1 protein-coding gene is annotated in these 15089 nt (G+C 72.9%); it reads right to left on the bottom strand.

What is annotated here, in order from left to right:
- On the bottom strand, positions 1-15035 hold a 15035-nt coding region (locus ACFRKB_RS26150), incomplete at its 3' end, for an SDR family NAD(P)-dependent oxidoreductase (protein ID WP_463291757.1).
- Positions 15036-15089: the final 54 nt, after the last annotated feature.

Here is a 15089-nt window from a genome sequence, read left to right as displayed (position 1 = left end):
ACCGAAGAAGCCCCCGACGCCTGCAACGACACCCCGCTCCACGAGAACGGGACACCACCACCCAGCCGGTCCGAGCCATCAACCGACGCACCCACGAACCACGCCGAGTGAAGCCCGGCGTCCAGCAGCGCGGGATGCAGACCGAACGCCTGCGCCTCTCCCTCGATGCCGTCGGGCAGGCTCACCTCCGCGTAGACCTCGCCGTCCCGGCGCCAGGCCGCCCGCAGACCCTGGAACACCGGACCGTACGCGAAACCCTCCGCGGCCCGAGCATCGTAGAAACCCTCCAGATCCACCGGCTCAGCACCCACCGGCGGCCACACCGACGCATCGAAATCAACCCCGGCCCCGGCCCCAGCGCCAGCGCCCACGACCAGCACACCCGTCGCATGCTGCGTCCACGGCGCCTCAACCTCCCCCTCAAGACGCGAGTGGATCGCGACCGCACGCCGCCCCGACTCATCCGCCACACCCACCCGCACCTGCGTCTGCACCGCGCCCCGCTCCGGGAGCACCAGCGGCGCGGCGAGCGTCAGCTCCTCCACCCGGTCACAGCCGACCTCGTCACCGGCCCGGATCGCCAGCTCAAGCAGCGCCGTACCCGGTACAAGGATCCGGCCCATCACCGCGTGATCAGCGAGCCAGGAGTGCGAGCGCACCGACAGCCGGCCGGTGAACAGCACACCCTCACCCTCGGCCAGCTCCACCACACCGTTGAGCAGCGGATGCCCCGCCGCCACCAGCCCGATCGCCGCCGCGTCCGCGCCGCCCCGCATACCGCCGGGCCAGAACGGCTGGTGCTGGAAGGCGTACGTCGGCACATCCACCCACGACGCGCCGGTACCGGCGAAGAACCCGGCCCAGTCCACGACGACACCGCGCACATGCAGCTGGGCCAGTGCGGTGACGGCCGACTGCTCCTCGGCACGGCTCTTACGGAGGACCGGCACCGTCAGTGCTTCGTCCGGTACCGACTCCCGCGCCATCGCGGAGAGCACGCCGTCCGGCCCCAGCTCCAGGAACGTACTCACGCCCTGCTGGGCCAGCGTCCGTACGCCGTCCGCGAAGCGCACGGCCTCTCGGACATGCCGTACCCAGTACTCGGCCGAGCACAGCTCATCCGCCGATGCCAGACGTCCCGTCAGGTTCGAGACGACCGGGATACGCGGCGCCGCGAACGACAGGCCCTCCGCCACCGCGCGGAACCTGTCCAGCATCGGGTCCATCAACGGGGAGTGGAACGCGTGCGACACCCGCAGCCAGGTGGCCTTCCGGCCCTGCTGCTCCAGTCGGGCCGCGACCTCCAGGACCACGTCCTCATGACCGGAGATCACTACGGACTCGGGGCCGTTGACCGCGGCGACCGACACCTGGTCCTGTCGCTCGAACAGCAGCGGAAGAACCTCGTCCTCCGTCGCCCGCACCGCGACCATCGCACCACCGTCCGGCAGCGCCCCCATCAGCCGCGCCCGCGCCACCACCAACGCGCAGGCATCCTCCAGTGAGAACACCCCCGCCACATACGCCGCCGCGATCTCACCGATCGAATGACCGGCCACAAACTCCGGCCGCACACCCCACGACTCCACCAGCCGGAACAACGCCACCTCGACCGCGAACAACGCCGGCTGAGTGAACACCGTGTCATTCAGCGGCCCGTCGTCCTCACCCCACATCACCCCCCGCAGATCACGGCCCAACTCACCGTCCAGCAGCGCCAGTACCGAATCCAGCGCCTCCGCGAACACCGGGAACCGGCCGTACAACTCACGGCCCATCCCCAGCCGCTGCGAACCCTGACCCGAGAACAGCACCGCCGTCCTCCCACCGACGACCGCACCCGACACCGCCGAGGCGTCCGGCTCGCCGACCGCCAGTCCGGCCAGCGCGCGTACCGTCTCCTCGCGGGCGCCGGCCGACACCACCGCTCGGTGCTCGAACATGGACCGGCCTGTCGCCAGCGAGAATCCGAGGTCCACGGGCCGCAGTTCGGGCCGTGCCTGGATGTACGAGAGCAGCCGCCCTGCCTGGCCACGCAGCGCTTCCGGTGTCTTGCCGGACAGCACCCACGGCACCACACCCGGCTCCACCACCGGAGCCGTGGATGCCTCGGACGCCGGGGACGCCTCCTGCCCGGTCACCACCGTTCCCTGGATCACTGTGGCCGGCTGCTCCAGGATGATGTGGGCGTTCGTCCCGCTGATCCCGAACGACGAGACACCCGCCCGACGCGCGCGACCGGACTCCGGCCACTCCACCGGCTCCGTCAGCAGCTCCACCGCGCCCGCCGACCAGTCGACATGCGACGACGGCTCGGTCACATTCAGCGTCCGCGGCAGCACCCCATGACGCATCGCCATGATCATCTTGATCACACCGGCAGCACCCGCGGCGGCCTGCGTGTGCCCCAGGTTCGACTTCACCGAGCCCAGCAGCAGCGGATGCTCCGGGTCACGGTCGCGGCCGTACGTGGCCAGCAGCGCCTGCGCCTCGATCGGGTCACCCAGCGTCGTCCCCGTACCGTGCGCCTCCACCGCGTCCACATCCGCGGGCGAGAGCCCGCCGCTCGCCAGCGCCTGACGGATCACCCGCTGCTGAGAAGGGCCGTTCGGGGCGGTGAGTCCGTTCGACGCGCCGTCCTGGTTGACGGCCGAGCCCCGGACCACAGCGAGGATCTCGTGGCCGTTGCGCAGCGCGTCCGAGCGCCGCTCCAGGAGGAGCATGCCGATGCCCTCGGACCACCCGACGCCGTCGGCCGACTCGGAGAACGGCTTGGACCGGCCGTCGGGGGCCAGGCCCCGTTGCCGGGAGAACTCCACGAAGGTGTCGGGGATCGACATCACGGTCACACCGCCGGCCAGCGCCAGCGAGCATTCGCCGCCGCGCAGCGCCTGCGCGGCGAGATGCATCGCGACCAGCGACGACGAGCACGCCGTGTCGACCGTGACGGCGGGGCCCTCGAAGCCGAAGGTGTACGAGACCCGGCCCGAGGCCACGCTCAGCGCGCTGCCCTGGCCCTGGAAGCCCTCGAACTCCTTGCCGCTCAGGGTGGTGTTGTAGCCGCCGTACATCACACCGGCGAACACACCGGTCTGGCTGTCGCGCAGCGAGACCGGGTCGATGCCGGCCCGCTCGATCGCCTCCCACGAGGTCTCCAGCAGCAGCCGCTGCTGCGAGTCCGTGGCCATCGCCTCGCGTGGCGACATACCGAAGAACGCGGGGTCGAACTCGCCCGCGTCATGCAGGAATCCACCCTGTCGCGTGTACGAGGTCCCCATGTGCTCCGGGTCGGGATGGTAGAGCGCGTCGACGTCCCAGCCACGGTTCGTCGGGAAGTCGGAGACCACATCGGCGCCCTCGGTGACCACGCGCCACAGATCCTCCGGCGATCCGATGCCGCCGGGGAAGCGGCAGCTCATGCCGACGACCACGACCGGATCGTCGTCGAGCATGGCCCGGGAGAGTTCCGGCACTGCCGCGTCCGTGTCCATGTCGGCGTCGGGGCCGACCAGTTCTTCGAGCAGATGCTCGGCCAGTGCCTCGACCGTCGGGTAGTCGAAGACCATGGTGGCGGGCAGCCGCAGGCCGGTGGCCGTGTTGAGCCGGTTGCGCAGCTCGACGGCGGTCAGCGAGTCGAAGCCGAGGTCACGGAAGGCCCGTGCCGGGTCGACCCCGTCGCCGCTCGCGTGGCCGAGCACCAGCGCCGCCTGGCCGCGTACGAGCGTGAGCAGCGTCTCGTGCCGTTCGGCGCGTTCCAGCCCGCTCAGGCGCTCGGCGAGCCCGGCGTCCGTGCCCGCGCCCGGTCCCGCGACCGCCGTACGCCGCGCGGTTGTACGGACCAGTCCCCGCAGCAGCGGCGGGACGGCGCCCCGCGCGCGCAGCACCGAAAGGTCCAGCCGTACGGGCGCCACCGCGGCCTGGCCGGTGGCCAGCGCCGCGTCGAAGAGCGATACGCCCTGGTCGACCGAGAGCAGGGGCATGCCGGCCTCGGCTGCCCGGCGCAGATCGGCCTCTCCGAGGTCGCTCGTCATGCCCGCGCCCTGGTTCCAGGCGCCCCACGCGAGGGAGACTCCCGGCAGGCCCGCGGCCTGACGGTGCGCGGCGAGGGCGTCCAGGAAGGCGTTGCCCGCCGCGTAGTTGGCCTGCCCCGCGCCGCCGATCACTCCGGAGACCGAGGAGAAGACCACGAAGGCGGCCAGATCGAGATCGCGCGTCAGCTCATGCAGATGCCAGGCCGCGTCGACCTTGGGCCGTAGCACCCGGGCCAGCCGGTCGGGGGTCAGTGAACCGATGATGCCGTCGTCCAGCACACCCGCCGTGTGGACGACCGCCGTCAGCGGGTGCTCGGCCGGGACCGCGCCCAGCAGTTCCGCCAGGGCGTCACGGTCCGCGACATCACACGTCTCGACGGACACCTCGGCGCCCTGTGCCGTCAGTTCGGCGACGAGTTCCGTGGCTCCCTCCGCCGAGAGCCCGCGCCGGCTGGTGAGCACCAAGTGCCGTACGCCGCGCTCGGCGACCAAGTGCCGCGCCAGCACACCGCCCAGACCGCCCGTGCCACCGGTGATCAGGACCGTGCCCTCGGGATCCCAGACCCGGGGCATCGTCAGCACGATCTTGCCGACATGACGGGCCATGCTCATGAAGCGGAACGCGTCGCGCGCCCGCCGTACGTCCCACGACCGCACCGGCAGCGGCTCCAGCGCACCCCGCGCGAACAGGTCCATGACGGCGACCAGCATCCGCTGGATACCGTCCGGTTCCACCCAACCAAGGTCAAACGCCTGGTAGTTCATGCCGTCGGGCAGTTCGGCGGCTTCCCGGATATCGGTCTTGCCCATCTCCAGGAACCGGCCACCCTCACCGACCAGCCGCAGCGACGCGTCCACGAACTCACCGGCCAGCGAGTTCAGTACGACATCGACCCCCCGGCCGCCACTGACCTCAGCGAACACCGCCTCAAAGTCCGTCGTACGCGACGACGCGATATGATCCTCGGCCACACCGAGCGACCGCAGCACATCCCACTTGCCCTCACTCGCCGTCGCGAAGACCTCGGCACCCAGATGGTTCGCCACCTGGATCGCCGCCATACCCACACCACCCGCACCGGCGTGGATCAGCACCCTCTCCCCGCGCCCCAGCCCGCCCAGCTCCACCAGCGCGTAGTACGCCGTCAGGAACACCAGTGGCATCGAGGCCGCCGTCTCCCACGACCAGCCGTCGGGCAGCCGGGTGAGCAGCCGCGCGTCGCCGACCACCAGCGAGCCGAAGCCGCCGGACACCAGGCCGGTGACCGGGTCGCCGGGGCGCAGCCCGGTCACGTCGGGCCCCACTTCGGTCACCACGCCGGCGGCCTCGCGGCCCATGCGTCCGGCGTCGCCGGGGTACATGTCGAGGGCCTTGAGGACATCGCGGAAGTTGACACCGGCGGCCCGTACGTCGATACGGACCTCGCTGCCGGTCAGCGGAGCGAGAACCTCCGGGAACGGGGCCAGGGTCAGCCCGTCCAGACTGCCCTGCGTCTCGCTGTCGAGCCGCCAGGGCACTCCGGCCGGCGGCATCAGACCCGTACCCGACGCCAGTCGCGCGAGCCGGCCCGCCAGGATCGCGCCGTCACGGATGGCCACCTGGGGCTCGTCCGTGGTGAGGGACCGCGCGAGCGGCTCGGCGCCGTCGTCCGTGAGGCCGAGGTCCACCAGACCGAAGCAGCCGGGGTTCTCCGTCTGCGCGGAGCGCACCAGGCCCCATACCGAGGCCGCCGCGATATCGGTGGCCTCCTCGTCACCGGCCGCCATCGCGCCCCTGGTGACGAACACCAGCCGCGAGCCGGCGAACCGCTCCTCGGCCAGCCATCCCCGCGCGAGCGCCAGTACGTCGGTGGTCAGTACGTGGGCGGACTCCGCCACCCCGCCACGGTCTCCCTCCCCGGACACGGCGACCAGCACCACGTCCGGCACCGGGTTCCCGCCCGCCGCGAGCGACGCGAGATCGGTGTACGTCTCGACACGCGGCCCGGAGGCCGCCAGTGCGTCGGCGAGCCGGAACGTGTCGGGCCCCAGCAGCCCGAGAGTCGCGGGCACATCCGTACCGGAAGCCGCCGGCACCGGAACCCAGTCGAGGCCGAACAGCGCGTCCCTGGCCAGCCCGGCGTCCTCGCTCAGCTCCTCGTTCGACACCGCCCGTACGAGCAGCGAATCGACCGTGGCGACCGGCGCTCCGGACAGGTCGGCGACCGCGATCGACACCGCGTCCCGGCCGTTGTCGGCCGGGGTGATGCGGACCCGGAGCGCGGCGGCGCCCGTCGCGTGGAGCGACACGCCCTCCCACGAGAACGGCAGTCCTCCGTTGCCCTCCTCGCCGTCGCCCGCGAGGAGCGAGGCGTGCAGCGCGGAGTCGAGCAGCGCGGGGTGCAGACCGAACGCGGCGGCGTCGCTCTCGGCGCTCTCCGGCAGGCTCACCTCGGCGAAGATCTCACCGTCACGCCGCCAGGCGGCGCGCAGGCCCTGGAACACCGGACCGTACGCGAACCCCAGCTCGGCGAACCGCTCGTAGCAGCCGTCCGCTGCCAGCGCCTCGGCGCCCTCCGGCGGCCATACCGTCGCGTCGAGCCCGTCGGCCGGGCTCTGGCCTCCGACCGCCAGCACACCCATGGCGTGCTGTGTCCATGACCGCTCGTCGGCGCCGTCGAGCCGGGAGTGCACCGTGATCGAGCGCCGGTCCGCGTCGTCGGTGACCCCGACACGCACCTGGACCTGGACCGCGCCGCCCTCCGGCAGCACCAGCGGCGCCGCGAGCGTCAGTTCCTCGACCCGGTCGCAGCCGACCTCGTCACCGGCCCGGAACGCCAGTTCAAGCAGGGCGGTTCCCGGCAGCAGGATCCGGCCCATGACCGCGTGATCGGCGAGCCAGGGATGGGACCGGACGGACAGCCGCCCGGTGAACAACGCGCCCTCGCCCTCGGCGAGTTCGACCGCCGCGCCCAGCAACGGGTGCTCGGCGGAGCCGAGTCCGGCGGCGCGTACGTCGCCGGTGGCGCCGGCCTGTGAGCCGGCCGGCCAGATCCACTGATGCTGGAAGGGGTACGTGGGCACATCGACCCACGACGCGCCGGTTCCGGCGAACACGGCCGCCCAGTCCACGGGGACACCCCGTACGTACAGCTGTGCCAGGGCGGTGAGCGCGGCGGGCTCGCCCGCCCGGTTCTTGCGGAGCAGGGGTACGGTCGCCGCGCCGTCCGGCAGGGACTCCTGGGCCATGGCCGACAGCACACCGTCCGGGCCCAGTTCCAGGAAGGTGGTCACACCCTGGTCGCCGAGTGTCCGTACGCCGTCGGCGAAGCGGACCGCTTCCCGGACATGCCGTACCCAGTACGCGGCCGAGCACAACTCCTCCGCCGCCGCCAGGCCGCCGGTCAGGTTCGAGACGACCGGGATACGTGGCGCCTCGTACGACAGCCCCTCCGCCACCGCGCGGAACTCGTCCAGCATGGGGTCCATCAGCGGCGAGTGGAACGCGTGCGACACCCGCAGCCTGCTCGTCTTGCGGCCCCGCTCCCCCAGCCGCGCCGCGACCTCCAGCACCGCGTCCTCAGCGCCCGAAATCACCACGGACATCGGGCCGTTGACCGCAGCGATGGACACCTCGCCGGAGCCGGCCAGCAGCGGCAGGACCTCGTCCTCCGTCGCCTGGACCGCGACCATCGCACCACCGGCCGGCAGTGCCCCCATCAGCCGCGCCCGCGCCACCACCAACGCGCAGGCGTCCTCCAGCGAGAATACCCCCGCCACATGCGCCGCCGCGATCTCACCGATCGAATGCCCCGCGACGAAGTCCGGGACCACACCCCACGACTCCACCAGCCGGAACAACGCCACCTCGACCGCGAACAACGCCGGCTGAGTGAACACCGTGTCATTCAGCGGCCCGTCGTCCTCACCCCACATCACCGCACGCAGATCACGGCCCAACTCAGCGTCCAGCATCGCCAGTACGGAATCCAGCGCCTCCGCGAACTCCGGGAACCGGCCGTACAACTCACGGCCCATCCCCAGCCGCTGCGAACCCTGACCCGAGAAGAGGACGGCACGCTTTCCGGTCGTCGCCGCACCCGACACCGCGGCGGCATCCGGTTCGCCGGCCGCGAGTGCCGTCAGAGCGCGCTCCGTGTCGGCGGGGTCGCCCGCCAGGACCACCGCGCGGTGGTCGAACACCGAACGGCCGGTCGCCAGCGAGAAGCCGATGTCCACCGGGCGCGCACCCGTGCCCGGTCCGACGAGGGACAGCAGCCGTCGCGCCTGATCCGCCAGCGCCTCGGGCGTTCTGCCCGAGAGCACCCACGGCACCACGCCCGGCTCCACGGACGGGACTTCGGACCCGGCGAGCACCGATCCCCGGATGACGGTGGGCGGCTGCTCCAGGATGACGTGGGCGTTCGTCCCGCTGATCCCGAACGACGAGACACCCGCCCGACGCGCGCGACCGGACTCCGGCCACTCCACCGGCTCGGTCAGCAGCTCCACCGCGCCCGCCGACCAGTCGACATGCGACGACGGCTCGGTCACATGGAGCGTGCGCGGCAGCACTCCGTGCCGCATCGCCAGCACCATCTTGATGACTCCGGCGACACCGGCCGCAGCCTGCGTGTGACCGATGTTCGACTTCACCGACCCGAGCAGCAGCGGACGCTCCGGGTCACGGTCACGCCCATACGTGGCCAGCAGCGCCTGCGCCTCGATCGGATCGCCCAGCGTCGTCCCCGTACCGTGCGCCTCCACCACATCGACCTCGTCGGCCGAGAGCCCGCCGCTGGCCAGTGCCTGACGGATCACGCGCTGCTGCGAAGGACCGTTCGGGGCGGTGAGTCCGTTGGACGCGCCGTCCTGGTTGATCGCGCTGCCGCGCAGCAGGGCGAGCACCTGGTGGCCATTGCGCCGCGCGTCCGAGAGGCGCTCAAGTACCAGCATGCCGACGCCCTCCGACCAGGCGACGCCGTCGGCCGACTCGGAGAACGCCTTGGACCGGCCGTCGGGGGCCAGACCGCGCGCCCGGGAGAACTCGACGAAGGTGCTCGGGGTGGACATCACGGTCACACCGCCGGCCAGCGCCAGCGAGCATTCGCCGTTCCGCAGGGCCTGCGCGGCGAGATGCATGCCGACCAGGGAGGAGGAGCAGGCGGTGTCCACGGTCACCGCCGGGCCTTCGAGGCCCAGGGTGTAGGAGACACGGCCGGAGGCGACGCTCGGCGCGCTGCCGTTGCCGCGGAAGGCTTCGTACTCCTCGCCCGTGAGCAGCGGCCCGTAGTCGTTGTACATGACACCGGCGAAGACACCGGTCCGGCTGTCGCGCAGCGAGACGGGGTCGATCCCGGCCCGCTCGATGGCTTCCCAGGAGAGTTCGAGCAGCAGCCGCTGCTGGGAGTCGGTGGCCATCGCCTCGCGCGGCGACATCCCGAAGAAATCCGGGTCGAACTCGCCCGCCGTGTGCAGGAATCCGCCCTCGCGGACATGGGTCCTGCCGGGGTGGTCGGGGTCGGGGTCGTAGAGCCCGTCGAGGTCCCAGCCGCGGTTGACGGGGAAGCCGGAGATGGCGTCGCCGTCCTCCGTGACGAGCCGCCAGAGGTCTTCCGGCGAGGTCACCCCGCCCGGGTAGCGGCAGGCCATGCCGACGATCGCGATGGGGTCGTCGGTGACCGGCGGCGGCGCGGCCACGGGCGCGGCCGGTGCTTCGGCCTCGGTGCCGAGCAGTTCGTCGCGCATGTGGTCGGCGAGGGCGCTCGGCGTCGGGTAGTCGAAGACCATGGTCGCGGGCAGCCGCAGACCGGTCACGGAGTTGAGGCCGTTGCGCAGCTCGACCGCCGTCAGCGAGTCGAAGCCGAGATCCTGGAACTGGCGGGACGCCTCGACCTGCGCGGCGTCGGCGTGGCCGAGCACCTGCGCGACCTGGCCGCGTACGAGGTCGAGAAGGACCTCGCGGCGTTCTGCGGCGTTCAGTCCGGTGAGCCGCTGGGCGAGGCCGCCCGCCGTCTCCGAGACCTGTGCGGCGGCGCGCCGGCCGGGGGTGCGGATGAGGCCGCGCAGCAGGGGCGGGATCTCGCCCTGGGTACGGAGGACGGGCAGGTCGAGGCGTACGGGCGCGACGGCCGGCGCGTCGGTGGCGAGGGCGGCGTCGAACAGCGCCACGCCCTGGTCGACGGAGAGCGGCGGCATGCCGGAGCGCGCGATGCGCTCCACGTCGATGTCCGTGAGTGTCCTGGTCATGCCGACGCTCTGGGTCCAGGGGCCCCAGGCGAGGGCGAGACCGGGCAGTCCGCCGGCGCGCCGGTGGGTGGCGAGCGCGTCCAGGAAGGCGTTTCCGGCCGCGTAGTTGGCCTGGCCGGGGCTGCCGAGGGTGGCGGCGACGGAGGAGAAGAGCACGAACGCGGCCAGGTCGAGTTCCCGGGTGAGTTCGTGGAGGTTCCAGGCGGCGTCGACCTTGGGGCGCAGCACGCTGTCGAGCCGCGCCGGGGTCAGTGAGCCGATCACGCCGTCGTCGACGACACCGGCCGTGTGGATGACGGCGGTGAGCGGGTGTACGGCGGGGACGGTCGCGAGCAGTTCCGCGAGGGCGCTCCGGTCTGTGACATCGCAGGCGGCGACGGTCACCTGGGCGCCCAGTGCGGTGAGTTCGGCCTGGAGCGTCTCGGCGCCCTCGGCGGCGAGGCCGCGGCGGCTGACGAGCAGCAGGTGCCGTACGCCGCGCTCGGCGACCAGGTGCCGGGCGAGGACGCCGCCGAGTCCGCCCGTACCGCCGGTGATGAGGACGGTGCCCTCGGCGTCCCAGGCGGCCCGCTCCACGGGGACGGGGACGCGGGTCAGGCGGGCGGTGAGCAGTTCTCCGCCGCGTACCGCGAGGTCGGGCTCGTCGGCCACGGCCGCGAGTGCGGAGAGCAGGATGGCCGGCACGGCCTCCGGGGGGAGTGAGGCCGTGCCGGGGTCGGGGGCGTGCGACGGAAGTGCCAGGTCCAGGAGACCGAAGCGTCCGGGGTTCTCCGTCCTGGCCGTGCGTACGAGGCCGTGGACCGAGGCGGCGGCGAGGTCGTCGCCCGTGAGCGCGCCATGCGTGACGTACACCAGGCGCGCGTCGGCGAACCGGTCCTCGTCCAGCCACCGCTGTACGTCGCGGAGGACACGGGCGCCGAGGGCGTGGGTCGTTGCCACGACGCCCCCGTCCGCTCCGCCGGGTGTGGCGTCGGGCGTGCCGTCGGCGGCGATCAGGACCACGCCGGGGACCGGGCCGTCCGAGGCCGCGAGCGCGGTCAGGTCGGGGTGGACCGCCACCGGGGTACCCGTCGTACGCAGCGCGCCTGCCAGGCCGAGCGGGTCGGCGCCGATCACCGCCACCGCGTCGGGTGCGGCCGGGGCCGGGCCCTTCACCGCGGTCCACTCCACGCGGAACAGCGAGTCCCGGTGCACAACGCCCGGGTCGTCAAGGCTCTCGGTGGGGACCGTGCGGGAGACGAGGGAGTCCACGGAGAGGACCGGGCCGCCCGCGGCGTCGTACACCGCGATGGAGACGGTGTCGTCGCCCGCCGGGGACAGCCGGGCGCGTACCGCCGTGGCGCCGGAGGCGATCAGGGACACGCCCTCCCAGGCGAACGGCAGGCCGCCCCGGCTGATGGCGCCGAGGTCGGTGAAGGCCGCCGCGTGCTGGGCGGCGTCGAGCAGCGCCGGGTGGAGGCCGAAGGCGCTCGCGTCCGTGCCCGCGCCCTCCGGGAGGGTGACATCGGCGTACACCTCGTCGCCGCGCCGCCAGGCGGCGCGCAGGCCCTGGAAGACGGGGCCGTAGTCGAAGCCGAGTCCGGCGAGCCGTTCGTAGCAGCCGTCGAGGTCGACGGGTTCCGCGCCGGCGGGCGGCCATACGGTGGCGTCGAAGCCGGGGTCGGGGGCGCCGGTGCCGGGGGCGACGAATCCGGTGGCGTGCTGCGACCAGGGGAGGTCGAAGCCGTCCTCGACACGCGAGTAGATGCCCAGCGGGCGGCGTCCCGAGGCATCGGCGGGGCCGACGCGCACCTGGAGCTGTACGGCGCCGTGTTCGGGCAGTGCGAGCGGCGCGGCGAGGGCCAGTTCCTCGACGCGGCCGCAGTCGACCTCGTCACCGGCGCGGATGGCCAGTTCGACGAAGGCCGTTCCGGGCAGCAGGGCGCGACCGCGTACGCCGTGGTCGGCGAGCCAGGGGTGGGACTGCGTGGACAGGCGGCTGGTGAACAGCGCGCCCTGGCCGTCGGCCAGTTCGACGGCCGCGCCCAGCAACGGGTGCTCGGCGGAGCCGAGTCCGGCGGCGCGCATGTCGCCGGCCTTGTTGAGGGTGGCGGCCGGCCAGAAGCGCCGCCGCTGGAACGGATAGGTGGGCAGGTCGACGCGGCGGGCGCCGGTGCCGTCGTAGAGGCCGGCCCAGCGCACGGTGGCGCCGCGTACGTGCACCCGTGCGAGGGCGGTGACGGCGGCCAGTTCCTCCGGGCGGTCCTTGCGCAGCAGCGGCACCATCGCCGCCGACTCCGTCAGCGAGTCCTGGGCCATGGCGGAGAGCACGCCGTCGGGGCCCAGTTCGAGCAGGGTGGTGACGCCGCGTCCGGTGAGGGTGCGGACACCGTCGGCGAACCGTACGGCTTCGCGTACATGCCGTACCCAGTAGGCGGCGGAGCACAGCTCGGCGACGTCGGCGATCCGGCCGGTCACGTTCGACACGACGGGGATCGTGGGTTCCTCGTACGTCAGGCTCTCCGCGACGGCGCGGAACTCCGCCAGCATCGGTTCCATGAGCGGCGAGTGGAAGGCGTGCGAGACGCGCAGCCGGCTGGTCTTGCGGTCCCGCGCCTCGAAGTGGGCGGCGATGTCCTGTACGGCGCTCTCGTCACCGGCGACGACGACGGACGTGGGTCCGTTGACGGCGGCGACCGACACCCGTTCGGTGAGCCCGGTGAGCAGCGGGGCGACCTCGTCCTCGGTGGCCCGTACGGCGACCATGACGCCGCCGGCGGGCAGGGCCGCCATCAGCGAGGCGCGGGCGGCGACGAGACGGCAGGCGTCCTCCAGCGAGAACACGCCCGCCACATGGGCGGCCGCTATCTCACCGATGGAGTGGCCGCCGACGAAGTCGGGGGTGACGCCGAGCGAGGCGACGAGGCGGTAGAGCGCGACCTCGACGGCGAAGAGCGCGGGCTGTGTCCAGCGGGTCTCGTTGAGCGGGTCGGGGTCGGTGCCCCAGACGATGTCGCGCAGCGGACGGTCGAGGTGGCTGTCGAGCGCGTCGGCGGCGGCGTCGAAGGCTTCGGCGAACACCGGGAATCTGGCGTGGAGTTCGCGTCCCATGCCGAGGCGCTGGGAGCCCTGGCCGGAGAAGAGCACGGCGAGCAGGCCCTCGTCGGCGGCGCCTTCGGCGAGCACGGTGGGGGTTTCGCCGGCGCCGGTGGCGTCGGCGAGCAGCACGGACCGGTACTCGAAGACCGACCGGCCCGCGGCGAGGGAGTGGCCGATGTCGGCGGGCCTGGTCCCGGGGTCGCGCGCGATGAAGGAGAGCAGCCGGGCGCGCTGGTCGGCCAGGGCGGCGGCGGACCGGGCGGAGAGAGCCCAGGGGATGACGCCGGGCGGCGTGGAGTCCTCGGCGGGGGCGATCTCCGTGACCGGCGGGGCCTGTTCGAGGATCACGTGCGCGTTGGTGCCGCTGACGCCGAAGGAGGAGACGGCGGCGCGCCGGGCGCGGCCCGTCTCGGGCCAGGCGAGGGGCTCATCGAGCAGTTCGATGGAGCCGGTCGTCCAGTCCACGTCGTGGGAGGGCTCGCCCACGTGCAGGCTGCGCGGCATCAGTCCGTGCCGCATCGCCATGATCATCTTGATGACACCGGCGGCGCCCGAGGCCGCCTGGGTGTGCCCGATGTTCGACTTGACCGATCCCAGCCGCAGCGGCCGTTCGCGGTCCTGGCCGTAGGTGGCCAGCAGTGCCTGCGCCTCGATCGGGTCGCCGAGGGTCGTCCCCGTACCGTGCGCCTCGACGATGTCCACCTCGGCGGGTGCCAGCCGGGCGTTCTCCAGGGCGGCGCGGATGACGCGTCGCTGCGAGGGGCCGTGGGGCGCGGACAGGCCGTTGGACGCGCCGTCCTGGTTGATCGCGCTGCCGCGCAGCACGGCGAGGACGGGGTGGCCGGCCCGCTGGGCGTCCGAGAGGCGTTCCAGTACGAGGACGGCGGCGCCCTCGCCCCAGCCGGTGCCGTCGGCGTCCTGGGAGAAGGACTTGCAGCGGCCGTCGGCGGCCATGCCGCTCTGGGCGGTGAAGGAGACGAAGGGTCCGGGCGTCGCCATCACGGAGGCGCCGCCCGCGAGGGCCATGTGGCACTCGCCGTTGCGCAGGGACTGCGCGGCCCAGTGCAGCGCCACCAGTGAGGAGGAGCAGGCGGTGTCGACGGTGACGGCGGGGCCCTCGGCGCCGAGTGTGTAGGAGAGCCGGCCCGAGATGACGCTCGCGGCGTGCCCGGTGGTCGAGTACAGCTCGGCGTCCTCGTCGGACGCCTTGATGACCGAGGCGTAGTCCTGTCCGGCCGTGCCGACGAACACGCCGGCCCGGCTGCCGCGCAGCGTGACCGGATCGATGCCGGCGCGCTCCAGGGCCTCCCAGGCGACTTCCAGCAGCAGCCGCTGCTGGGGGTCCATGGCGACGGCCTCGCGCGGGGAGATCCCGAAGAACCCGGGGTCGAAATCCGCCATGTCGTAGAGGAACCCGCCCTCCTGGGCGAGGCTGTGGCCGGGTCCGTCCCCGGCGAGGCGCTCCAGGTCCCAGCCGCGGTCGGCGGGGAAGCCGGCCATGACGTCGCGGCCTTCGGTGACCAGCTCCCACAGGTCCTCGGGGGAGGTGACCCCGCCGGGGTAGCGGCAGCCGATGCCGACGACGGCGATGGGCTCCTCGGCAGCCGCCACCAGCTGCTGGTTCTGCTGACGGAGCCGCTCGATCTCCTTCAGGGAGGACCGCAGCGCCTCGACGTACTTGTTGGTGGACGTGCTCATCGGACTCTCCAGATCTCTTTCGGTTCGCAGGTGCCGCGGCGACCGGCGACGTCT

This window comes from Streptomyces scopuliridis (assembly GCF_042790125.1).
GTDB classification, from domain to species: domain Bacteria; phylum Actinomycetota; class Actinomycetes; order Streptomycetales; family Streptomycetaceae; genus Streptomyces; species Streptomyces scopuliridis_A.
Note: the sequence above shows the minus strand (reverse complement) of the source record. Positions and strands in the feature narration are given on the sequence as shown.